The organism is Pseudomonas sp. B5(2017) (assembly GCF_002112825.1).
GTDB lineage: Bacteria > Pseudomonadota > Gammaproteobacteria > Pseudomonadales > Pseudomonadaceae > Aquipseudomonas > Aquipseudomonas putida_Z.
Genome location: NZ_NEIR01000004.1, coordinates 84,568 through 106,693, shown reverse-complemented (window position 1 = coordinate 106,693; position 22,126 = coordinate 84,568). Strand labels below are relative to the sequence as shown.

General features: G+C 62.7%; 19 protein-coding genes. 6 read left to right on the top strand and 13 right to left on the bottom strand.

Going from position 1 to position 22,126, the window contains the following annotated elements:
• Nucleotides 1–62: 62 nt before the first annotated feature.
• From CAG00_RS07425 to acs, 5 genes are all read right to left on the bottom strand, one after another.
• On the bottom strand, nt 63–827 hold the full coding sequence (locus CAG00_RS07425) for an ABC transporter ATP-binding protein (protein WP_025340127.1): 765 nt from the start codon (nt 825–827) through the stop codon (nt 63–65).
• 22 nt (nt 828–849) lie between these two features.
• On the bottom strand, nt 850–1,548 hold the full coding sequence (locus CAG00_RS07420) for an ABC transporter permease (protein ID WP_003260115.1): 699 nt from the start codon (nt 1,546–1,548) through the stop codon (nt 850–852).
• Nucleotides 1,545–2,234, bottom strand: a complete 690-nt coding sequence (locus CAG00_RS07415; RefSeq protein ID WP_003260113.1) for an ABC transporter permease — start codon at nt 2,232–2,234, stop codon at nt 1,545–1,547. Before CAG00_RS07415 ends, CAG00_RS07420 begins: the two co-directional genes overlap by 4 nt.
• A gap of 88 nt (nt 2,235–2,322) precedes the next feature.
• Entirely contained in the window at nt 2,323–3,108 is a 786-nt protein-coding gene (locus CAG00_RS07410; protein WP_075045965.1) for an ABC transporter substrate-binding protein, read from the bottom strand.
• A 621-nt stretch (nt 3,109–3,729) separates the two neighbouring features.
• Nucleotides 3,730–5,691, bottom strand: a complete 1,962-nt coding sequence (acs, locus tag CAG00_RS07400; RefSeq protein ID WP_015271271.1) for an acetate--CoA ligase — start codon at nt 5,689–5,691, stop codon at nt 3,730–3,732.
• Between the two features lie 398 nt (nt 5,692–6,089).
• On the opposite strand from acs, the gene CAG00_RS07395 reads away from it, so the two are divergent.
• Nucleotides 6,090–6,344: a DUF2790 domain-containing protein gene (locus tag CAG00_RS07395; RefSeq protein WP_003260110.1), complete on the top strand. Its 255-nt coding sequence runs from the start codon at nt 6,090–6,092 to the stop codon at nt 6,342–6,344.
• 141 nt (nt 6,345–6,485) lie between these two features.
• Here CAG00_RS07395 and CAG00_RS07390 read toward each other — a convergent pair whose 3' ends face one another.
• The gene (locus tag CAG00_RS07390; RefSeq protein ID WP_025340129.1) at nt 6,486–8,045 is read right to left on the bottom strand and encodes a sigma-54-dependent phenylalanine hydroxylase transcriptional regulator PhhR; all 1,560 of its coding nucleotides are present in this window, start codon (nt 8,043–8,045) and stop codon (nt 6,486–6,488) included.
• A gap of 256 nt (nt 8,046–8,301) precedes the next feature.
• Between CAG00_RS07390 and phhA the strand changes: the two genes are divergently transcribed.
• The 4 genes from phhA (at nt 8,302) to CAG00_RS07365 (ending at nt 11,166) form a co-directional block, all read left to right on the top strand.
• Nucleotides 8,302–9,090 carry a phenylalanine 4-monooxygenase gene (phhA, locus tag CAG00_RS07380; protein ID WP_003260109.1) on the top strand — a complete coding sequence of 263 codons (789 nt, stop codon included), beginning with the start codon at nt 8,302–8,304 and terminating at the stop codon, nt 9,088–9,090.
• Nucleotides 9,091–9,129: 39 nt separating this feature from the next.
• Nucleotides 9,130–9,486 (top strand): 4a-hydroxytetrahydrobiopterin dehydratase, encoded by a 357-nt coding sequence (locus CAG00_RS07375; RefSeq protein ID WP_003254532.1) that lies wholly within the window; start codon nt 9,130–9,132, stop codon nt 9,484–9,486.
• A gap of 274 nt (nt 9,487–9,760) precedes the next feature.
• The gene (locus CAG00_RS29015; protein WP_015271274.1) at nt 9,761–9,889 is read left to right on the top strand and encodes a hypothetical protein; all 129 of its coding nucleotides are present in this window, start codon (nt 9,761–9,763) and stop codon (nt 9,887–9,889) included.
• Between the two features lie 89 nt (nt 9,890–9,978).
• Entirely contained in the window at nt 9,979–11,166 is a 1,188-nt protein-coding gene (locus CAG00_RS07365) for an MFS transporter (protein ID WP_085663960.1), read from the top strand.
• A 125-nt stretch (nt 11,167–11,291) separates the two neighbouring features.
• On the opposite strand, the gene CAG00_RS07360 is transcribed toward CAG00_RS07365, so the two are convergent.
• A complete protein-coding gene (locus CAG00_RS07360) occupies nt 11,292–14,312 on the bottom strand; it encodes an FAD-binding and (Fe-S)-binding domain-containing protein (RefSeq protein WP_085663959.1) in 3,021 nt (1,006 codons plus the stop codon).
• A 152-nt stretch (nt 14,313–14,464) separates the two neighbouring features.
• On the opposite strand from CAG00_RS07360, the gene CAG00_RS07355 reads away from it, so the two are divergent.
• The gene (locus tag CAG00_RS07355; RefSeq protein ID WP_085663958.1) at nt 14,465–15,349 is read left to right on the top strand and encodes a LysR substrate-binding domain-containing protein; all 885 of its coding nucleotides are present in this window, start codon (nt 14,465–14,467) and stop codon (nt 15,347–15,349) included.
• A gap of 176 nt (nt 15,350–15,525) precedes the next feature.
• On the opposite strand, the gene CAG00_RS07350 is transcribed toward CAG00_RS07355, so the two are convergent.
• The 6 genes from CAG00_RS07350 to CAG00_RS07325 form a co-directional block, all read right to left on the bottom strand.
• Nucleotides 15,526–16,944: an amino acid permease gene (locus CAG00_RS07350; protein WP_075047028.1), complete on the bottom strand. Its 1,419-nt coding sequence runs from the start codon at nt 16,942–16,944 to the stop codon at nt 15,526–15,528.
• Between the two features lie 726 nt (nt 16,945–17,670).
• Nucleotides 17,671–18,738 (bottom strand): 23S rRNA pseudouridine(2605) synthase RluB, encoded by a 1,068-nt coding sequence (gene rluB, locus CAG00_RS07345; RefSeq protein ID WP_085663957.1) that lies wholly within the window; start codon nt 18,736–18,738, stop codon nt 17,671–17,673.
• Nucleotides 18,739–19,012: 274 nt separating this feature from the next.
• The gene (scpB, locus tag CAG00_RS07340; RefSeq protein WP_085663956.1) at nt 19,013–19,783 is read right to left on the bottom strand and encodes an SMC-Scp complex subunit ScpB; all 771 of its coding nucleotides are present in this window, start codon (nt 19,781–19,783) and stop codon (nt 19,013–19,015) included.
• On the bottom strand, nt 19,770–20,495 hold the full coding sequence (locus CAG00_RS07335; protein ID WP_162276787.1) for a ScpA family protein: 726 nt from the start codon (nt 20,493–20,495) through the stop codon (nt 19,770–19,772). Before CAG00_RS07335 ends, scpB begins: the two co-directional genes overlap by 14 nt.
• A 125-nt stretch (nt 20,496–20,620) precedes the next feature.
• Nucleotides 20,621–21,250, bottom strand: a complete 630-nt coding sequence (locus tag CAG00_RS07330) for an L-threonylcarbamoyladenylate synthase (RefSeq protein WP_038408376.1) — start codon at nt 21,248–21,250, stop codon at nt 20,621–20,623.
• A 13-nt stretch (nt 21,251–21,263) separates the two neighbouring features.
• Nucleotides 21,264–22,124, bottom strand: a complete 861-nt coding sequence (locus tag CAG00_RS07325; protein ID WP_085663955.1) for a PHP domain-containing protein — start codon at nt 22,122–22,124, stop codon at nt 21,264–21,266.
• Nucleotides 22,125–22,126: the final 2 nt, after the last annotated feature.

Here is a 22,126-nt window from a genome sequence, read left to right as displayed (position 1 = left end):
TGCGCCGGGTCAGGCTGCGCTCGCCGCGCAGCATGCCCTATTCTGGTGCAAAATTGCAGTTTTTACTTCAGGCTGCCGGAGAGGAACTGCTTCAGGCGCTCCGACTGCGGGTTGGCCAGCACTTCACGCGGGCAGCCGGTTTCTTCCACCAGGCCCTTGTGCAGGAACACCAGCTGGTTGGACACCTCACGGGCAAAGCCCATTTCGTGGGTCACCACCACCATGGTGCGGCCTTCCTGGGCCAGCGCCTGCATCACCTTGAGCACATCGCCCACCAGTTCCGGGTCCAGCGCCGAGGTCGGCTCGTCGAACAGCATGACCTCCGGTTCCATGGCCAGCGCCCGGGCAATTGCCACACGCTGCTGCTCGCCGCCGGACATGTGCCCCGGGAAAGCGTCCTTGCGATGAGCGACACCTACCTTGGCCAGATAGTGCTCGGCCTTTTCCAGGGCTTCCTTGCGGTTCACGCCCAGCACGTGCACCGGCGCTTCGATGATGTTTTCCAGCGCGGTCATGTGCGACCACAGGTTGAAGTGCTGGAAAACCATCGACAGGCGCGAGCGCATGCGCTGCAGCTGACGCGGGTCGGCGGCCTTGAGCGCGCCGTCCTTGCCCGGCACCAGCTTCAACTCTTCGTTGTTGAGCAGGATCTTGCCGGCGTGCGGCTGCTCCAGCAGGTTGATGCAGCGCAGGAAGGTCGACTTGCCCGAACCGCTGGAGCCGATGATGCTGATGACATCGCCTGCCTTGGCCGACAGGGACACGCCCTTGAGCACTTCATGGCTGCCGTAGCGCTTGTGCAGGTCTTGGACTTCGAGTTTGTACATGCTGTCGATTCTCACAAAGCGGTCAGTGCTTGCGCGGCGCCAGGTAGCCGAGCCAGCGGCGTTCGGCCATCTTGAACAGGCGCACCAGGATGAAGGTCAGGCACAGGTAGAACACGCCCGCCGTGATATAGGCCTCGAAAGGCAGGTAGTACTGGGCATTGACCGTGCGCGCAGCGCCAGTGATGTCGATCAGGGTGACGATCGACGCCAGGCTGGTGGTCTGCAGCATCATGATCACTTCGTTGCTGTACTGCGGCAGCGCCCGGCGCAGGGCCGACGGCAGCAGGATGCGCCGGTACATCTTCATGCGCGACATGCCCATGGCCTTGGCCGCCTCGATTTCGCCGTGGGGCGTAGCCTTGAGGCTGCCGGCGATGATTTCGGCGGTGTAGGCACTGGTGTTGATGCCGAACGCCAGGCAGGCGCAGAAGGTAGCGCTGGACAGCAGCGGCCACAGGAAGCTTTCGCGCACCGCCTCGAACTGCGCCAGGCCGTAGTAGATCAGGAACAGCTGCACCAGCATCGGCGTGCCGCGGATCACGTAGGTGTACAGCCACGCCACGAGATTGACCGCTGGCTGCTTGGACACCCGCATCAGGCCCAGCGGAATGGCCGCCAGCAGCCCGAAGAACAGCGAAATCGCCAGCAGCTTGAGGGTGGTCAGCAGGCCGCCGAAGTACATCGGCAGTGCCTCCCAGACGACGTTGTAGTCGAAGATCATAGTTCAGCCACCTTGACGCCAACCGAGTAGCGGCGCTCGAGATACTTCAGGGCCAGCAGCGAGATGCTGGTCAGCACCAGGTACAGGGCCGCCACCGCCAGGAAGAAGGTGAAAGGCTCGCGGGTGGCGTCGGCCGCCTGCTTGGCCTTGAACATCATGTCCTGCAGGCCCACTACCGAAATCAGCGCGGTGGCCTTGGTCAGCACCAGCCAGTTGTTGGTGAAGCCCGGGATCGCCAGGCGAATCATTTGCGGCACCTGGATGCGGAAGAACACCTGGCGGTTGCTCATGCCATACGCCACGCCCGCTTCGGCCTGGCCTTTCGGAATACCGAGGAACGCACCGCGGAAGGTTTCCGACAGGTAGGCACCAAAGATGAAGCCCAGGGTACCGATACCCGCGATCAGCGGATTCAGGTCGATGTAGTCTTCATAACCGAGCAGCGGCGCAACCCGGTTGATGATGTCCTGCCCGCCGTAGAAGATCAGCAGGATCAGGACCAGGTCCGGAATACCACGAATCACCGTGGAATACAGATCGCCCAGCCAGGCCAGCCAGCGCACCGGCGACAAGCGCAGCGCCACACCGATCAGGCCGAGCACGATGGCCAGGGCCATCGACGACAGGGCGAGCTGAAGCGTCAGCCACGCCCCGTCGAGGATGACTGCCCCGTAGCCTTTCAACATGATGAGGTCCTCGACCTAGAGAATGAAAAATGGTGCAAACCTCAGAGCCTCTGCTGTTTGCACCATTGCACAGGTGAAACCCGACGTCTTAGTTCGAGTCTGGACCGTAGATGTCGAAGTTGAAGTACTTCTTCTCGATTTCTTTGTACTTGCCGTTGGCACGAATGGCGTCGATGGCAGCGTTGATGCGGTCGACGTTGGCCTTGTCACCCTTGCGCACGGCAATACCGATGCCGTCACCGAAGTACTTGGCGTCGGTGAAGGACGGGCCTACGAAGGCGAAGCCCTTGCCGGCGTCGGTCTTGAGGAAGCCGTCTTCCAGCAGGGTGGCGTCAGCCACGGTGCCATCGAGGCGGCCAGCTGCCACGTCCAGGTAGATTTCGTTCTGGGTGCCGTAAGGAACCACGGTGGCACCTTTGGCGCCCAGTACTTCCTTGGCGAAGCGGTCGTGGATCGAACCGCGCTGCACACCAATCTTCTTGCCCTTGAGCTCATCCAGGCTGTCGCTGACGGCGGTACCTTCCTTCATCACCAGGCGCGCCGGGGTCAGGTAGTAGCGCTTGGTGAAGTCGACCGATTTCTTGCGGTCTTCGGTGATCGACATGGACGACAGGATGGCGTCGATCTTGCGCACTTTCAGCGCCGGGATCAGGCCGTCGAACTCCTGCTCGACCCAGGTGCACTTGGCTTTCATCTCTTCGCACAGGGCGTTGCCGATGTCGTAGTCAAAACCGGCAATGCTGCCGTCTGGCTGCTTGAAGGCGAAGGGTGGGTAGGCGGCTTCGATGCCGATTTTCAGCGGTTTTTCATCGGCCTGCGACACCAGGGAAAACACGGACAGCGCCAGGGCGCCAAGCAGTGCGAGCTTCTTCATCAGGTAACTCCATCGGTACGAAGCAATACAAGGCAGGTAACGGCTGCCCGATATGCGAATGGGTACAACGCGAGCCGCGCAGGGTTCGACCAAGGTCGCAGACCACGAGCGAGTGATTGGCATTTTAACGACAGCCCGGTAGTCGATATTTCTTCAAAGCGACAACTACTTACAGAAGCGCTTGAAACGGCAGCGGGCGATGTTGACAGCCATTGCAAAATATGCAAGAGCGCAAGAAATAGAACCTATAGTACTAGCAATTCCCGGGCCTATTATTGGCAAAGCCTTGTATTACGGCAAGTGCAGCGTGCCGTGTCGCAAAAAAGGCTGCGAAAACGCACTGAAACAGGCCGGATTTGTTTCCTGGCGCCCCGATATTGTGCGGCGCCGGTGACAGAACAGTTACCGATGAATGTCGGGTAACAGTAAAGCAAAAAACCCCGCCGGTTGCCCGGACGGGGTTTTGTTGGCGGCACACGCCCCTGTAGGAGCGGCCTTGTGTCGCGATGGGTCGCAAAGCGACCCCGGCAATTCAGGCTGTGAAGCCGAAATCCTGGGGCCGCTTCGCGACCCATCGCGACGCAAGGCCGCTCCTACAACGGATCGCGTCCAGCCCCACTATCAGGCCGAAGCCAGGCTCATGGCCTTGTGGGTATCGATCAGGTGCTGCACCACACCCGGGTCGGCCAGGGTCGAGATATCGCCCAGGGCATCGTACTCACCCGTGGCAATCTTGCGCAGGATGCGGCGCATGATCTTGCCCGACCGGGTCTTCGGCAGCCCCGGCGCCCACTGGATCACATCCGGCGAGGCGATCGGGCCGATTTCCTTGCGCACCCAGTTCTTCAGCTCCAGGCGCAGCTGCTCGCTGGCCTCGATACCGGCGTTGAGGGTGACATACACATAGATGCCCTGCCCCTTGATGTCGTGCGGCACACCCACCACCGCGGCCTCGGCCACTTTCGCATGCGCCACCATGGCACTTTCGATCTCGGCAGTACCCATGCGGTGACCGGACACGTTCAGCACGTCATCCACGCGGCCAGTGATCCAGTAGTAGCCATCCTCGTCGCGGCGCGCACCGTCACCGGTGAAGTACATGCCACGGAAGGTCTTGAAGTAGGTATCGACGAAACGGTCGTGGTCGCCGTACAGCGAACGCGACTGGCCCGGCCAGGAATCGAGGATCACCAGGTTGCCTTCGGCAGCGCCCTCGATCAGGTTGCCCAGGTTGTCCACCAGCGCCGGCACCACGCCGAAGAACGGGCGGGTTGCCGAGCCCGGCTTGAGGCCGGTGGCGCCCGGCAGCGGGCTGATCAGGATGCCGCCGGTCTCGGTCTGCCACCAGGTGTCGACGATCGGGCAACGCTCCTTGCCCACGGTCTTGTAGTACCAGTTCCAGGCTTCGGGGTTGATCGGCTCACCCACCGAGCCCAGCAGGCGCAGGCTGGAGCCATCGGCACCTTCGACTGCAGCCTGCCCTTCAGCCATCATCGCGCGGATGGCGGTTGGTGCGGTGTACAGGATGTTGACCTTGTGCTTGTCGACGATCTTCGACACGCGCGTGATGTCGGGGTAGTTCGGCACGCCTTCGAACAGCAAGGTAGTAGCGCCGTTGGCCAGCGGGCCGTAAACGATGTAGCTGTGGCCGGTGACCCAACCCACGTCGGCGGTGCACCAGTACACCTCGCCCGGGCGATAGTCGAACACGCGCTCATGGGTGAGCGCCGCGTACACCAGGTAGCCACCGGTGGTGTGCAGCACGCCCTTCGGCTTGCCGGTGGAGCCGGAGGTATAAAGGATGAACAGCGCTTCCTCGGCACCCATCTCTTTCGGCGCGCAATGGCTGGAGGCGACTTTCATCAGGTCTTCGTACCAGATGTCGCGGTGCTGGTGCCAGGCAATGTCGCCACCGGTGCGCTTGCACACGATGATCTTCTGCACGCTGTTGGTTTCAGGGTTGGTCAGCGCCAGGTCGACGTTGGCCTTGAGCGGGGTACGCCGGCCACCGCGCACGCCTTCGTCGGCGGTAATCACGACCTTGGACTTGCAGTCGATGATACGACCGGCCAGCGCCTCGGGCGAGAAGCCGCCGAACACCACCGAATGGATCGCACCGATACGGGCACAGGCCAGCATGGCGACCACGGCCTCGGGGATCATCGGCATATAGATGGTGACCACGTCACCCCGGTGCACATCCTGGCCACGCAGGGCGTTGGCGAACTTGCAGACCTGCTCGTGCAGTTCGCGATAGGTGATGTTGCGGTGTTCGGAAGGGTCGTCGCCTTCCCAGATGATGGCCAACTGGTCACCGCGCTCTTCGAGGTGGCGGTCCAGGCAGTTGGAGGAAACGTTCAGAGTGCCGTCGGCGAACCATTTGATATCGACGTGATGGTCGTCGAAGGAGGTCTGCTTGACCTTGGTGAACGGCTTGATCCAGTCGATGCGCTGGGCCTGCTCGCGCCAGAAGCCGTCCGGGTTGATCACCGATTGCTGGTACATGGCCTTGTAGGTGGCCTCGTCGGTCAGGGTGGTGGCCGCAACCTCGGGACGAACGGGATACAGTGGAGCCGCACTCATCTGTGTTACCTCGGTGTAATAGTTGTTTTTGTATGGAACCGTTTGTAACTGTACCAGAGCGACAAAAGCCATTCGACGTTGGTAGTAATTTGGTACGCCCGTTCTGACAAAGCGCTCTGGCACGCACCTTACAGCCCAGGCGAGAAATTACGGGCGCGGTTTACCAGAGGATTGTTACAGATTCTGTCAAAACACTTTATCAAAAGACCCACTGTTTCGGCCTTGGCCCCAGCCATAAAATTCACCTCGCCAGCAACGGCAAGGCGATTAACAACTGGTAACAGCCCCCACGAAGGCAAGCGTTAATCCCCCTCCAAACCTGATAGTTAAAACTAGCAATACTCGCGGCGCCATAAGCGCCGCGTGCCCCCTCACGACCTTAGACAGGTAAATTGAAAATGAAAGCTTTACTGGTATTGGTACTTGGCAGTCTTTGCGGCGCGGCGATGGCCGGCGAAGCCAAAGATGCCGAGCAGATTCCGGTTGAACAGTACAGTTACTCGCAGCACCTGGACATTGCCCGCGTCATTTCCATGAGCGAAGTGCCCAATGTGTGCGAAGTCGTGCCAGCCCGCATGACCTACGAGGACTCCAAGGGCCAGAAGCACATTCTCGAATACCGCGTGATGGGGAACGGCTGCTCGAACGGCTGATACCTTGTGAATTGGGGGCCCTGCGGGCCCCTTTCGCGACACAAGGCCGCTCCTACATTGATAGGCGTACGCAGGCCTTTGTAGGAGCGGCCTTGTGTCGCGAAAGGACTGCGCAGCAGTCCCGCCTCTTATAAATCCTGATTAATCTGCAGACTTGCCAAGTGAATAATCCCTCAACTTGTTGGCAATAGTCGTATGCGAAACACCCAGTCTTTTACCTAAAGCCCGACTACTCGGGAATTCCCCCATCAAACTTTCCAGCACCGCTTTTTCAAAGCGCCCGACAATCTGCGAAAGATCCCCGTCCAGCGAAAACTCACCCAGCGGTTGGCGCACGCCGTAATCCGGCAAACGTATATGTTCACTTTTGACCACGCCGCCTTCGCATAACGAAACCGCCTGGAACAACACGTTTTCCAACTGCCTTACATTACCCGGCCAATGATACTGGCCAAGTTTGTCCATCGCCGCCGGCGCCAGGCGCGGCATGGCGCAGCCAATCTGTCGGCTGGCCTGGTCGAGAAAGTGCTGCACCAGCCCTTCCAGGCCATCCATGCATTCGCGCAATGGCGGAATGTGCAGCGACAACACATTGAGCCGGTGATACAGGTCCTGGCGAAACTCGCCACGGGCACACAATTCGGACAAATCCACCTGGGTCGCGCAGATCACCCGCACATCCAGGTACACCTCTTCATCGCTGCCGACACGACGGAAACAGCCATCCTGCAGAAAACGCAGCAGCTTCACCTGCAGGCGCGGGCTCATCTCCCCTACCCCATCAAGGAACAGCGTGCCACCGGCGGTCAGCTCCAGCAGCCCCAGCTTGCCCTCGGCCCGCGCCCCTTCGAATGCCCCGGGCCCGTAACCGAACAGCTCGGTCTCGGCCATCGACTCGGGCAACCCGGCGCAGTTGAGCGCCATCAGCGGTGACTGGCCGCGCGGGCTGGCCAAGTGGCAGGCACGCGCCAGCAACTCCTTGCCGGTGCCGGTCTCGCCCTCGATCAGCAATGGTGCGTCCAGCGGCGCCATGCGCCGCGCCTCGCGTACCACCGCAGCCATCACCCGCGAGCTCTGGAAGATACTGTCGAAACCGCGCAGCTCCTGCTTGCGCACGTTATAGATGCGCTCACCGATTCGGTCGGCGCGGTGCAGGGTCAGCACCGCGCCGGCCAGCGCCTCGCTGTCGTCGTGCTCGGACTGCAGCGGCGCGATATCGGCCAGGAACACATCGCCCTTGACCTTGATGCGCAAGCCGTTGATGCGCGACTTGTTGGCGCGCACCAGCTCTGGCAGGTCGAAGTCCTCCACATAGCGCGCCAGCGGCATGCCCGGCACCTCGTCCACCCGCACCCCCAGCAGCTGCGCAGCGGCACGGTTGGCGGCGACGATGCTGCCGCCCATGTCGATCGACAGTACCGGAAAATCCAGCGCACCCAGCAACGCATTCAGCTCCATGTGTCGGCGCTCGCTGGGCATCAGCCCCACGCGCTTGACACCGAATACCCCGGCAATCGCCTCGAACTTCGGCCGCAGCGCCTGGAACTGCAGATTGATCAGGTTCGGGCAATGCAGGTAGATGGCGTTGCCATGGTCACCGCCCACCTCGCCGCGCAGCACGTTGATGCCGTACTCCACCAGCAGGTTGAGGATGTCGCGCAGGATGCCAATACGGTTCTGGCAATGCACTTTGATACGCATGAGGGCTCTCGAAGCGCCAATGTTTTTCAACACCGCGCGGAAAAGTCGTAAAGATAAGCTGACAAAAACAGCCGAAGCTTCAGCCAGATGCCTCGGATTTTCCGACACCTGCGCCTTTTTGTAAAATTATCGTTACGAAAACATCGCCGAATGCCGGTCCCGCCCACTGGCCCACCCCGTGCAAAGTGGCCAGTGAAGGGATATTCCTTAGGCATGTCCTGCACATAACAAGAAAAGCCCTCACCAGGAGAGCCACATGAAACAGACGCAATACGTGGCACGCGAGCCCGATGCGCATGGTTTTATCGATTACCCGCAGCAAGAGCATGCGGTATGGAACACCCTGATCACCCGTCAGCTGAAAGTGATCGAAGGCCGCGCGTGCCAGGAATACCTGGACGGCATCGACCAGCTCAAGCTGCCCCATGACCGTATTCCGCAACTGGGCGAGATCAACAAGGTGCTGGGCGCCACCACCGGTTGGCAGGTTGCCCGGGTCCCGGCGCTGATCCCCTTCCAGACCTTCTTCGAACTGCTGGCCAGCAAGCGCTTCCCGGTCGCCACCTTCATCCGCACCCCGGAAGAGCTGGACTACCTGCAAGAGCCCGATATCTTCCACGAGATCTTCGGCCACTGCCCGCTGCTGACCAACCCCTGGTTCGCCGAATTCACCCATACCTACGGCAAGCTCGGCCTGGCCGCGACCAAGGAACAACGTGTGTACCTGGCGCGCCTGTACTGGATGACTATCGAGTTCGGCCTGATGGAAACCGCGCAGGGCCGCAAGATCTATGGCGGCGGCATCCTCTCGTCGCCAAAGGAGACCGTCTACAGTCTGTCTGGCGAGCCCGAGCACCAGGCCTTCGACCCGATCGAGGCCATGCGCACACCGTACCGCATCGACATCCTGCAGCCGTTGTATTTCGTGCTACCGAACATGAAGCGTCTGTTCGACCTGGCCCACGAAGACATCATGGGCATGGTTCACAAAGCCATGCAGCTGGGCCTGCACGCACCGAAGTTTCCACCCAAGGTCGCTGCCTGAGCGACCTTGCCGATAACAACTCGAACCGGAAAACACCACATGAATGCCTTGAACCAAGCCCATTGCGAAGCCTGCCGCGCCGACGCACCAAAGGTCACCGACGAAGAGCTGGCCGAGCTGATTCGCGAAATCCCGGACTGGAACATCGAAGTACGTGACGGCCACATGGAGCTGGAGCGCGTGTTCCTGTTCAAGAACTTCAAGCACGCCCTGGCGTTCACCAATGCCGTGGGCGAGATCGCCGAGGCCGAAGGCCACCACCCGGGCCTGCTGACCGAGTGGGGCAAGGTCACCGTGACCTGGTGGAGCCACTCGATCAAAGGCCTGCACCGCAATGACTTCATCATGTGCGCACGCACCGACAAGGTGGCGGAGACGGCTGAAGGCCGCAAGTAAGCACTAAGAAACTGGAGCCTGTGGGAGCGGGTTCACCCGCGAAGCAGACAACGCGGTGCATGGCACCGGCTTCGCCGGTGTTCGCGGGTAAACCCGCTCCCACAGGGGCCCCAGTTTTTTGCAGGAAACATGTCCGCTGTTCGCCCGCAAAACCGACAAGCGACCGCTAAAAAATCCAAACTGTCATCCAGACTTGTGTATCCTGCCCCAGCTTTGCGAAGCTTCAAACGCGCCTGGCGCAGACTTTTCACTCACACTTGCGAGGAACGACGAGATGCATGAAATCCCGAATCTTCCCTTCCCAAGCCTGAACCCAGAAGAGCCAACCGTGACCGTTCACGCCGAACCGGCAGCTGCCGTCGAGCAGGATGGTGACGATCAATCCAGCGCTGACCAGGAATAACCGCGCATCCCCAACTGTGTGAAAACGGCTGACCTGCGGGCTACCCCGTCATCACGTTTTCACACCGTCCAGAACCCACGTAGGCCCTCATGCCCCACTCACCGCGCCCCCTTGCGGTCACCCTGCAAGTCGTCTCCATCGTCCTCTTCACCTTCATCGGCTACCTGAACATCGGCATCCCGCTGGCCGTATTGCCCGGCTATGTGCACAACGACCTGGGCTTCAGTGCCGTGGTCGCGGGCCTGGTGATCAGCGTGCAGTACCTGGCCACCCTGCTCAGCCGCCCCACCGCCAGCCGCATCATCGACAACCACGGCAGCAAGAAGGCGGTCATGTATGGCCTGGCCGGCTGCGGGCTCAGCGGGGTGTTCATGCTGGCCTGCGCCTTCCTCACCCACCTGCCCTGGCTGAGCCTGGCCTGCCTGCTGGTCGGCCGCCTGGTACTCGGCAGTGCGGAAAGCCTGGTGGGCTCCGGTTCCATTGGCTGGGGCATTGGCCGTGTAGGTGCCGAAAACACGGCCAAGGTCATTTCCTGGAACGGCATCGCCAGCTATGGCGCGCTGGCCATCGGCGCTCCGTTGGGCGTGCTGATGGTCAAGAGCCTGGGCCTGTGGAGCATGGGCGTGAGCATCATCCTGCTGTGTGCGCTCGGGTTGCTGCTGGCCTGGCCCAAACAGGCCGCACCGATCGTCAGTGGCGTGCGCCTGCCGTTCCTGCGGGTGCTGGGCAAGGTGTTCCCGCACGGCTCGGGGCTTGCCCTGGGCTCGATCGGCTTTGGCACCATCGCCACCTTCATCACCTTGTATTACGCCAGCCGCGGCTGGGCCAATGCGGCACTGACCCTGAGCCTGTTTGGCGCCAGCTTCATCAGTGCGCGACTACTGTTCGGCAACCTGATCAACCGGCTTGGCGGGTTCCGGGTGGCGATCGCCTGCCTGTCGGTGGAAACACTCGGGCTGCTGATGCTGTGGCTGGCGCCCAGCGCCGAACTGGCGTTGGCGGGGGCCGCACTGAGCGGGTTCGGCTTCTCGCTGGTGTTCCCGGCACTGGGGGTGGAGGCGGTGAACCAGGTGTCGGCGGCCAACCGCGGGGCGGCGGTGGGGGCTTATTCGCTGTTCATCGATTTGTCGCTGGGGGTGACCGGGCCGCTGGTGGGCGCGGTGGCGGCGGGGTTCGGGTTTGCTTCGATGTTTCTGTTTGCGGCAGCGGCGGCGGCTTGCGGGCTGGTGTTGAGCCTGTATCTGTACAGGCAGGTGCGGCGTCAGCGGGGTCTTTAAAAACAGGGGGGGCGCGTTGCGCCCCTTTCGCGACACAAGGCCGCTCCTACAAGAAAAACGCGATCTCTTGTAGGAGCGGCCTTGTGTCGCGATGGGCTGCAAGGCAGCCCCCGGGGCCGTGAAGGTCAGCGCTGAGCGTACTGCAGCACCACTTCCAGCGGGTGGCGCATCTGCCGCTCGGTCATGCGCTTGACCTGGCTGCGGCACGAGTAACCGGTCGCCAGCGGCTCGCCTTCCTTGTCCAGCTTGGTCGCCCACGACTGCTCGAAGATGGTCCGCGAGGTGTCCTGGTTACGCGCCTCGTGCCCATAGGTACCGGACATACCGCAGCAGCCAGTCGCCTCGGTCACCAGCTTCAGGCCAAGGCGGGCGAACACCTGCTCCCACTGCCTGGTGCTGGCCGGCACGTTGGTCTTCTCGGTGCAGTGCGCCATCAGGCGGAAATTGCCCGGCGCGGTCGGTGCCTGCTCCGGCAGCACATCCATCAACCACTCCTGCGGCAACAGCACCTGCGGGCAGCCATCCAGGCCCGGCACTTTCTGGTACTCCTGGCGATACACCAGGGTCATTGCCGGGTCCAGGCCCACCAGCGGCACGCCGCACTTGGCCAGGGCCTTGAGCTGGGTGGCATTGCGGATCGCCGCCTTGGCGAACGCACCGAGGAAGCCCTGAACGTGCAGTGGCTTGCCGTTGGCACTGTACGGCGCCAGGAACACCCGGTGGCCCAGGCGGTGCGCCAGGTCGATGAAGGCCGACAGCAGCGGTGTCTCGAAGTAACGGGTAAATGCATCCTGCACCAGCACGATGCTGCGCTCGCGCTGGGCCGGGGTCAGTTCACGCAGGGCCGGCACGCTGGCCACGCCGACGCGGCAGCGGGTCAGGGTGGCCTGGAAGTTGAAGCGACTGATCAGCGGGCTGTCGACCATGCCGACCTTGTCGGCCAGCAGCTTGCTCACCCACTTCGAGCCCATCACCGCGTTGTACAGCCCGGGCGCGTGAGCCAGGTACGGGATGGTGAACTCGAGCGAACCGATCAGGTAGTCACGCAGCGGGCGCTGGTAGCGGCCGTGGTACAGCTCGAGGAAGCGCGAGCGGAAATCCGGCACGTTGACCTTGATCGGGCACTGCCCGGCGCACGACTTGCACGCCAGGCAGCCGGCCATGGCGTCATACACCTCATGGGAGAAGTCTTCCTGGCCCTGGCTGCGCGCACGGTTGTTGCGCAGGCGTGCCGGCAGGCCCTTGAGCCACGACACCTTGTTGCGCGCCGCCGCCAGCACGTCGATGTTGGCCTCGCCCTGCAGGCGCAGCCATTCGCGCATCAGCGAAGCACGGCCCTTGGGCGAATGCTGGCGTTCACGGGTGGCCTTCCACGACGGGCACATGGCGTCGTTGGGGTCGTAGTTGTAGCAGGCGCCGTTGCCGTTGCAATGCACGGCGCTAGGGAAGTCCTGCCACACGCGTTCGTCGATGGTGCGGTCGAGGTCGCCGCGCAGGGTCACGCCATCGACCTTGGTCAGGCCCTCGGCGCTGCCTGGCGGGGTGCAGATCTTGCCGGGGTTGAGCTGGTTGTGCGGGTCGAAAGCGCCCTTCAGGCGCTGCAGCGCCGGGTACAGCTCGCCGAAATACTCCGGCACGTATTCCGAACGCAGGCCCTTGCCGTGCTCGCCCCACAGCAAGCCGCCATAGCTTTTGGTCAGCGCCGCCACGGCGTCGGAAATCGGCTTGACCAGTGCGGCCTGGGCCGGATCCTTCATGTCCAGTGCCGGGCGCACGTGCAGCACGCCGGCATCGACGTGGCCGAACATGCCGTAGGCCAGGCCGTAGCCATCGAGCAGTGCACGGAAGTCGGCGATGTAGTCGGCCAGTTGCTCTGGCGGTACCGCGGTGTCTTCCACGAACGGTTGCGGGCGTACTTCGCCCTCGACGTTGCCCAGCAAGCCCACCGAACGTTTACGCATGGTGTAGACGCGGGTGACCGCCTCGGCGCCCTCGGCCAGGGTATGGCCCAGGCGCTCGACGCTGGTGTCGCTCTGCAGGTGCTGGATGAACGCCTGCACCTTGGCATTGACCTCGGCCGGCTCGTCGCCGCAGAACTCCACCAGGTTGATGCCCAGGGTCGGGCGCTCGGGGTCGGCCGGGAAGTACTCGGCGACGCTGTGCCAGACGATGTCCTTCATCGCCAGCATCAGCACCTTGGAGTCGACGGTCTCGATCGACAGCGGCTTGTGCGCCATCAGCGCGTTGGCGTCACGCAGGGCATCCATGAAGCTGGTGTAACGCACGTTGACCAGCACGGCGTACTTGGGGATCGGCAGCACATTGAGCTTGGCTTCGACCACATAGCCCAGCGAGCCCTCGGCACCGCACAGCACGCTGTTGAGGTTGAAGCGGCCCTGCTCGTCGCGCAGGTGCGCCAGGTCGTAGCCGGTCAGGCAACGGTTGAGCTTGGGGAAGGTGGTTTCGATGAGGTCGGCCTGGGTTTCCTGGATTTCCCGCGCCATGCGGTACACCTCGCCGACCCGGCCGGGCGCGGCACAGGCCTGTTCCAGCGCGGCATCGTCGATCGGCAGGCTGTGCAGGCGCTCGCCACCGAGCAGCACGCTGTGCAGCTCCAGTACGTGGTCGCGGGTCTTGCCATAGGTGCAGCTGCCCTGGCCGCTGGCATCGGTGTTGATCATGCCGCCGACAGTGGCACGGTTGGAGGTGGACAGCTCGGGGGCGAAGAACAGCCCGTGCGGCTTGAGCGCGGCGTTGAGCTGGTCCTTGACGGTACCGGCCTGCACCCGCACCCAGCGTTCCTCGACGTTGATTTCGAGGATCTTGTTCATGTGACGCGACAGGTCGACGACGATCCCGTCGGTCAGCGACTGCCCGTTGGTGCCGGTACCACCGCCGCGCGGGGTCAGCTTGACCTGCTGGAAGCGCTCCTCGGCCATCAGCGTGGCGACCCGCGCCACATCGTCGGCGTCCAGCGGGAACACCGCCGCCTGCGGCAAGCGCTGGTAGATCGAGTTGTCGGTGGCCAGCACCGTGCGGGTACCGTAGTCGGCACTGATCTGGCCACGGAAGCCGCTGTTGCGCAGGGCTTCGAGGAATTCGGGGTAGTTGGCGCTCGGGGCAACGGTCGACAGCTGGGCGATCATCGAAGGATGGCCTCTTGATATTGGCTAATTCACGGGATTCCTGTCGTTCCGGCATGGGTGATGGCATGCGGAGGTGACGTGCAGGCCAATGTTCCTGTAGTTTTGCTTCAGGGGCAAACGGATAATCCTGCCGCTATTAATGACTTTCATGAATGAATTACCGCCATCTGACCCCATCCATGTCGCTGCTACTGGCTTTCGAGGCTGCCGCCCGGCATGAAAGCTACACCCGCGCCGCCGCCGAGCTGTCGTTGACCCAGAGCGCGGTCAGCCGCCAGGTGCAGGCGCTGGAGCAGCAACTGGGCCTGACCCTGTTCCGCCGCGAGGGGCGCCAGGTGCAGCTGACCGATGTCGGCCGCCTGTACCAGCGCGAGCTCAGCGAGGCACTGGGGCGCATCCGCAGCGCCACCTTGCAGGCACTGGCCTACCAGTCGGGGGTGGGCACCTTGCGCCTGGCCACCTTGCCCACCTTCGGCTCGAAATGGCTGCTGCCACGGCTGCACGCCTTCTACAGCGCCCACCCGGGCATGCTGGTGCACATACATTCACGCATCGAAGCCATCAACTTCGACACCAGCGAGATCGATGCCGCCATCGGCGTGGCCAGCCACGACCTGCCGGGGTTGATCTGCCATCGCCTGCATGCCGAGGAACTGGTGGTGATATTGCCGCCGGAGGCTGGCGCGGACAGCCAGGGCTGGAACCCTGCACGCATCAGTGAAGAGGTGCTGCTGAATGTGGCCAACAACCCGCATGCCTGGGGCGAGTGGTTCTCGCACCATGGCCTGGCGCACCGGGCGATGCGCCTGGGGCCGAGCTTCGAGCTGACCTCGCACCTGATCCAGGCGGTACGCGCCGGGATCGGCATCGGCCTGGTGCCGCGCATACTGGTGGAGGAAGAACTGGCCAAGGGTGAGCTATACAGCCCCGGGGTGGCATTTGCCAGCCAGCGCAGTTATTACCTGATCTACCCACCGCGCAATGAGGCGTTGCCGTCGCTGCGGGCGTTTCGCAGCTGGTTGCTGGAGCAGATCTGATTTTTGCCTGTGCCGGCCTCTTCGCGGGTAAACCCGCTCCCACAGGTATAGCGCTGCTTTCAGGTCAGATGATGTCCCTGTAGGAGCGGGTTTACCCGCGAAAAGGCCGGTACAGGCAATAAAAAACCCGAAGCCAGTTCCTGACTTCGGGTTATTTGTACGCTACCTGCAGCGCCTTACTTGGCCACGCTACCAGCAGCCCCAAGCGCCTGCGCCCTGCGACGCGGCTTGACCATGTAGACCACGAACATGGCGAACAGCCACACCGGGATCGCATACACGGAAACCTGGATACCCGGGATCATCGCCATGATGCCCAGAATCAGCACCACGAACGCCAGGCAGATGTAGTTGCCATAGGGGTACCACAGCGCCTTGAACAGCGGCTTCTGGCCAGTGCGGTCCAGGTGCTGGCGGAACTTCAGGTGCGAGTAGCTGATCATCGCCCAGTTGATCACCAGGGTGGCCACTACCAGCGACATCAGCAGCTCCAGCGCGTTTTGCGGCATCAGGTAGTTGAGCAGCACCGCGATCAGCGTCACGCCTGCCGACACCAGGATCGAGCGCACCGGTACACCGCGGCTGTCGACCTTGGCCAGCGACGCCGGGGCGTCACCTTGTTCGGCCATGCCCAGCAGCATGCGGGCGTTGCAGTAGGTGCCGCTGTTGTACACCGACAGCGCTGCAGTCAGGACCACGAAGTTCAGCAGGTGCGCAGCCACGTCACTGCCCAGCAGCGAGAACACCTGCACGAACGGGCTGCTGCCATAGCTGCCGCCGGACGCATCGATGCTGGCGACCAGGTTGTCCCATGGGGTCAGCGACAGCAGCACCACCAGGGCACCGACATAGAAGATCAGGATACGGTAGATGACCTGGTTGATCGCCTTGGGGATCACGGTCTTCGGCTTGTCGGCCTCGGCAGCGGTGAAGCCGAGCATTTCCAGGCCACCGAAGGAGAACATGATGAAGGCCAGGGCCATCACCAGCCCGCTGACACCGTTCGGGAAGAAGCCGCCGTGCGACCACAGGTTGGCCACGGTGGCTTCAGGGCCGCCGCTGCCGCTGGTCAGCAGGTAGGCACCCAGGCCGATCATGCTGACGATGGCCACCACCTTGATGATGGCAAACCAGAATTCGGCCTCACCGAAGAACTTCACGTTCATCAGGTTGATGGCGTTGATCAGCACGAAGAACGCTGCCGCCGTGACCCAGGTAGGGATCTCCGGCCACCAGTAGTGGACATATTTGCCGACCGCCGAAAGCTCCGACATGCCCACCAGGATGTACAGCACCCAGCAGTTCCAGCCCGACAGGAAGCCGGCGAAACCACCCCAGTAGGTGTGGGCGAAATGGCTGAACGAGCCGGCCACCGGCTCTTCGACGATCATTTCGCCGAGCTGGCGCATGATCATGAAGGCGATGAAGCCGCAGATGGCGTAGCCAAGGATCATCGACGGGCCAGCGGATTTCATCACGCCTGCCGAGCCGAGGAACAGGCCGGTACCAATCGCACCGCCGAGGGCGATCAACTGGATATGGCGGTTCTTCAGGCCCCGCTTGAGCTCGCCTGAATGCATGTTTTGTCCACTCATGAACGAAGTCACCTGCATTGTTTTTATCTGTGACGGAATCGGACCCACCGCGCTCGTGGCGCAGCGGAATGGGCAAGGTGGTTACCTTGGGTTTCCTGACCTCAGGTGCCGCCGGGGCGGGTCAACCAGGTGTGATCAAGAGTGCGCGGTACGCAAGGGAGTCACAGGTAAAACGCGGCGCACTGTATACCCCTGCAAACGCGCAGGCGTCAACGCGTTGCATCGTTTCCTCGGGAAAAAACGCAGCGATCCTGTGGTGTGGGCCTTGAAAGGCGGAGTGATCGGCGTACATGGCGCCTCCATTTGTTGTTTTGTCAGCCTGGCTCTGTGGACGGGCTTTTGCACACGGCAATGGCGGCTATAACACCGTGGGGCGGGGCTTTGGGCAAGGGTGGGCGGGGCTTGGTCGGCTGTTTTGGCGGGGAGGCAGCGGCAAGGTTTTTTTACACGATTCGACCTAATCTGAAATCCGGGCTGAAACCGACCACATTCGTACAATTTTCTTTACAGGGTGGTTCGAGAACTTGCCAGTCGTCCGAAAATTCTTTTTGTTCAATGTCTTGGGGCCGCTTTGCGGCCCATCGCGACACAAGGCCGCTCCTACAGGGACCGCGTCAATTTCAGTAGGAGCGGCCTTGTGTCGCGATGGGCTGCGCAGCAGCCCCAAAATCTCACAGGCATAAAAAACCAGCCCGAAGGCTGGTTCTCTTTCAACGCAAAGGCCAATCAGCCACGCGGTTTGCCGCGGCCACGCCCTGCCGGCTTGTCACCTTCAGGCTTGGCCGGACGCTTGCGCATCTCGCTCGGGCGCTCGGCCACGGTGCTGCCACGGCCGGTCTTGCGCGGGGCCTCTTCACGCGTCTGGCGCGCCGGGCGTTCGCCGGCAGCAGCCCCTTCGTGAGCCGGGCGCAGGTTGCGCACGCGCTCGCCACGGCCCAGCGGGCGGGTCGACTTGCGCTGCAGGCGCTCCATCTTGTCCTTGGCCTTGAGCTTCATGGCTGGCAGCGCCACCGGCTGCAGGCCAACTTCAGCAGCGAGGATGTCGATTTCGCCCTGGCTCATTTCACGCCAGCGGCCCATCGGCAGGTCGGAGTTGAGGAACACCGGGCCGAAACGCACGCGCTTCAGGCGGCTGACCACCATGCCCTGAGACTCCCACAGGCGACGCACTTCACGGTTGCGGCCTTCCATCACCACGCAGTGGTACCAGTGGTTGAAGCCTTCGCCACCTGGTGCCTTCTGGATGTCGGTGAACTTGGCCGGGCCATCTTCCAGCATCACGCCGGCCTTCAGGCGCTCGATCATCTCGTCGTCGACCTCACCACGCACACGTACCGCGTATTCACGGTCCATCTCGTAGGACGGGTGCATCAGGCGGTTGGCCAGTTCACCGTCGGTGGTGAACAGCAGCAGGCCGGTGGTGTTGATGTCGAGGCGGCCAATGTTGATCCAGCGGCCTTCTTTCGGCCGTGGCAGGCGGTCGAACACGGTCGGGCGGCCTTCCGGGTCGTCACGGGTGCAGATTTCGCCATCGGGCTTGTTGTACATGATCACCCGGCGGGTGGCCTCGGCGGCCTCTTCGCGCTTGATCAACTTGCCATCCACGGCAATGGCGTCGTGCAGGTCGACGCGCTGGCCGAGGGTGGCCTCGACGCCGTTGACCTTGATGCGGCCCTGGCTGATCCAGGCCTCGACGTCACGGCGCGAGCCAACGCCAATGCGCGCCAGCACTTTCTGCAGCTTTTCGCCGGATGGAGGGGTGATTTCGGTATCTTGCAGGTCTTGCTCACTCATCTGGGCACCTCCCGGTGTAGGAATGAAATAAGGGTTCTGGCGACGAACGCGCCAAAAGGTCGCGCATCATACGCGGTTCGGCGGGGGAACGCACTGGAGGGTAGAGGGTTTTGTGGGCATTGCGAGGGGTTTCTGCCTAATGGTTATGTATTGGCAGTACCGGCCTCTTCGCGGGTAAACCCGCTCCCACAAGTACCGCATCACTCTCAGGACCTGTGATATCGCTGTGGGAGCGGGTTTACCCGCGAAAGGGCCAACACAGACAACAGAAGACTCAGGGCTGCAACTTGCCGTCCTCTTCCACAGCAGCCTCAGCCTCTTCCTCGCGCAAATCATCGAAATCGGTCTTCAGCCCCTCTTCCATGGCATCCAGCTCCACCAGCAGGCTACGGAAGCTGGTCTCCTCCTTCGGCTCGGCAACCTCTTCCTCTTCCCCAAGGCTGGCATCCGCCAATGCCTGCAGGTGCGCCGGCACTGGCGCATCATCCGGGTCGAGCAGCGGCTCCGGCTCCATCTCCCGCAGCTCGGCCAAGGCTGGCAGCTCGTCCAGGCTCTTGAGGTTGAAATGGTCGAGAAACGCCTTGGTAGTGGCGAACATCGCCGGCCGCCCGGGCACTTCGCGGTAGCCGACCACGCGGATCCACTCGCGCTCCATCAGGGTCTTGATGATGTTGCTGTTCACCGCCACGCCACGCACATCCTCGATTTCGCCACGGGTGATGGGCTGGCGGTAGGCGATCAGGGCCAGGGTTTCCAGCAGCGCGCGCGAGTAGCGCTGCGGGCGTTCTTCCCACAGGCGCCCGACCCACGGCGCAAAGTCCTCGCGAATCTGCAGGCGGTAACCGCTGGCCACCTCCTTGAGCTCGAAGGCACGGCCATTGCACGACTTGCCCAGCAGCTCCAGAGCCTGCCTGAAGACCTTGGGCTCCGGTCGCTCGGTTTCCTCGAACAGTTCGTACAGGCGCTCCAGGGATTGCGGCTTGCCCGAAGCCAGCAGGAAGGCTTCGATCAGCGACGCCAGGTCGCGGGGTTCATTCAGGTTCATCAGGTTCTTCAACAAGCGCCGGGCGAAGCCGCACGTGGATGGCGGCGAAGGGTTCATTCTGCACCAGTTCGATCAGCGATTCCTTCACCAGCTCGAGAATCGCCATGAAGGTCACCACCACACCCAGCTTGCCCTCCTCGGCGGCGAACAGCTCGACGAACGGCACGAAACCGCCACCCTTCAGGCGTTCCAGCACCTGGCTCATGCGTTCGCGGGTGGACAAGGTCTCGCGGGTGATCTGATGGCTTTCGAACAGGTCGTTGCGGCGCATCACCTCGGCCATCGATACCAGCAGCTCTTCCAGGCTGACCTGGGGCAACAGCTTGCGCACCTTGGCCTGCGGCGCCTCCAGGCGCGGCACCACCACCTCGCGGCCAACCCGTGGCAATTCATCGATACCTTCGGCGGCGGCCTTGAAACGCTCGTACTCTTGCAGCCGGCGGATCAGTTCGGCGCGCGGGTCGCCCTCCTCCTCCTCGACGTCGGCCGAGCGCGGCAGCAACATGCGCGATTTGATCTCGGCGAGCATGGCAGCCATCACCAGGTATTCGGCGGCCAGCTCCAGGCGCACGCTCTTCATCAGCTCCACGTAGCCCATGTACTGGCGGGTGATTTCCGCCACCGGGATGTCGAGGATGTCGATGTTCTGCTTGCGGATCAGGTACAGCAACAGGTCCAGCGGCCCTTCGAAGGCTTCGAGGATGACTTCCAGGGCGTCCGGCGGGATGTACAGGTCCAGCGGCAGCTCGGTCAGGGCTTCGCCATAGACCAGGGCCAATTGCAGTTGGCGAGGCACCTCGGCCTGTTCGGCCGGCGCCTCGGGCGCTTCCACCTGGCTCACGCGTTGACCAGGAACGGCGTGGGGTCGCCGCAGCCTTCACGGACCAGTTCCGGCTCATCACCGGACAGGTCGATGATGGTCGATGCCTTGAGGTCACCGAAACCGCCGTCGATCACCAGGTCGACATGGTGCTCCAGGCGCTCACGGATCTCGTAAGGGTCGGTCATCGGCTCGGTGTCGCCCGGCAGGATCAGGCTCACACTCATCAACGGCTCGCCCAGTTCAGCCAGCAAGGCCAGGGTGATGGCATGGGCCGGCACCCGTAGCCCGATGGTGCGGCGTTTATCGTGCAACAGCAGGCGCGGCACTTCGCGCGTGCCATTGAGGATGAACGTGTAAGGCCCCGGCACATGTGCCTTGAGCAGACGGAAGGTGCCGGTATCGACCTTGGCGTACAACCCCAGCTGCGACATGTCGCAGCACATCAGGGTGAAGTTGTGGGTCTTGTCCAGCCCGCGCAGGCGCCGCACCCGTTCGATGGCCGCCTTGTCACCCATCTGGCAACCCAGCGCATAGGCCGAATCCGTCGGGTACACCACCACACCGCCCTTGCGGATAATCTCGACGGCCTGCTTGATCAGGCGCTGCTGCGGGTTCTCCGGATGAATCTGGAAAAATTGGCTCACGTAGTCGTCCTGTTCATACCGCCAAAGGCTGTTCATGGCTGAATCGGCGCCACAGAGGTGGCAGGTCCTCGGGCAAAGGCCGGTAGGCACCGATCTCGCCCCAGGTGCCGGGGCCGTGGAAGTCACTGCCAGCGCTTGCCAGCAGGCCGAACTCACGGGTGAGGATGGACATGGTGCCCACCTGCTCGGCAGGCATCATCCCGTTGACCACTTCAAGCGCCTGCCCGCCTGCCTGAATATAGTCGGCAATCAGCCTTCTGCGCTTGCTGCGGGTCAGATCGTAGTGCATGGGATGCGCCAGGCTCACCCAAGCGTTGGACTGGCGCAGGGTGGCGACGGTTTCATCGAGGGTAGGCCAGTGCTGCTTGACGTCCCCCAGCTTGCCGGCGCCCAGCCATTTGCGAAACGCCTCGCCGCGGTCCTTGACGTGCCCGGCACGCACCAGGTACTCGGCAAAATGCGGGCGCGCCGGGGCGTTGCCGCTATCGCCCAGTTCGTGCTGCACGGCGCGGGCGCCGTCGAGGGTACCGGGCATGCCCTTGGCCGCCAGCCGTTTGTCGATTTCTTCGGCGCGTAGCCAGCGGCCACGGTGCAGCGCTTCGATCGCCGCCAGCAGGGGCGGTGCGTCGAGCGGGAAGTCATAGCCCAGCACATGGATGGTCGCGCCACCCCAGGTGCACGACAGCTCCACCCCGCTGACCCAGTGCATGCCCTTGTCGCGGCATGCCTGGCGCGCCTCGGGCAGGCCTTCGATGGTGTCATGGTCGGTCAGTGCCAGCGTTTGCACCCCATGCTCCTGGGCCCGGGCGACCAGTATCGAGGGCGACAGGGCGCCGTCGGAGGCCGTGCTGTGACAGTGCAGATCAACATTCATGG

Bases quoted from the DNA above. Each gene is read 5' to 3' on its own strand.
- CAG00_RS07425 (WP_025340127.1), bottom strand. From the start codon at position 827: ATGTACAAACTCGAAGTCCAAGACCTGCACAAGCGCTACGGCAGCCAT.
- CAG00_RS07420 (WP_003260115.1), bottom strand. From the start codon at position 1,548: ATGATCTTCGACTACAACGTCGTCTGGGAGGCACTGCCGATGTACTTC.
- CAG00_RS07415 (WP_003260113.1), bottom strand. From the start codon at position 2,234: ATGTTGAAAGGCTACGGGGCAGTCATCCTCGACGGGGCGTGGCTGACG.
- CAG00_RS07410 (WP_075045965.1), bottom strand. From the start codon at position 3,108: ATGAAGAAGCTCGCACTGCTTGGCGCCCTGGCGCTGTCCGTGTTTTCC.
- acs (WP_015271271.1), bottom strand. From the start codon at position 5,691: ATGAGTGCGGCTCCACTGTATCCCGTTCGTCCCGAGGTTGCGGCCACC.
- CAG00_RS07395 (WP_003260110.1), top strand. From the start codon at position 6,090: ATGAAAGCTTTACTGGTATTGGTACTTGGCAGTCTTTGCGGCGCGGCG.
- CAG00_RS07390 (WP_025340129.1), bottom strand. From the start codon at position 8,045: ATGCGTATCAAAGTGCATTGCCAGAACCGTATTGGCATCCTGCGCGAC.
- phhA (WP_003260109.1), top strand. From the start codon at position 8,302: ATGAAACAGACGCAATACGTGGCACGCGAGCCCGATGCGCATGGTTTT.
- CAG00_RS07375 (WP_003254532.1), top strand. From the start codon at position 9,130: ATGAATGCCTTGAACCAAGCCCATTGCGAAGCCTGCCGCGCCGACGCA.
- CAG00_RS29015 (WP_015271274.1), top strand. From the start codon at position 9,761: ATGCATGAAATCCCGAATCTTCCCTTCCCAAGCCTGAACCCAGAAGAG.
- CAG00_RS07365 (WP_085663960.1), top strand. From the start codon at position 9,979: ATGCCCCACTCACCGCGCCCCCTTGCGGTCACCCTGCAAGTCGTCTCC.
- CAG00_RS07360 (WP_085663959.1), bottom strand. From the start codon at position 14,312: ATGATCGCCCAGCTGTCGACCGTTGCCCCGAGCGCCAACTACCCCGAA.
- CAG00_RS07355 (WP_085663958.1), top strand. From the start codon at position 14,465: ATGAATTACCGCCATCTGACCCCATCCATGTCGCTGCTACTGGCTTTC.
- CAG00_RS07350 (WP_075047028.1), bottom strand. From the start codon at position 16,944: ATGAGTGGACAAAACATGCATTCAGGCGAGCTCAAGCGGGGCCTGAAG.
- rluB (WP_085663957.1), bottom strand. From the start codon at position 18,738: ATGAGTGAGCAAGACCTGCAAGATACCGAAATCACCCCTCCATCCGGC.
- scpB (WP_085663956.1), bottom strand. From the start codon at position 19,783: ATGAACCTGAATGAACCCCGCGACCTGGCGTCGCTGATCGAAGCCTTC.
- CAG00_RS07325 (WP_085663955.1), bottom strand. From the start codon at position 22,124: ATGAATGTTGATCTGCACTGTCACAGCACGGCCTCCGACGGCGCCCTG.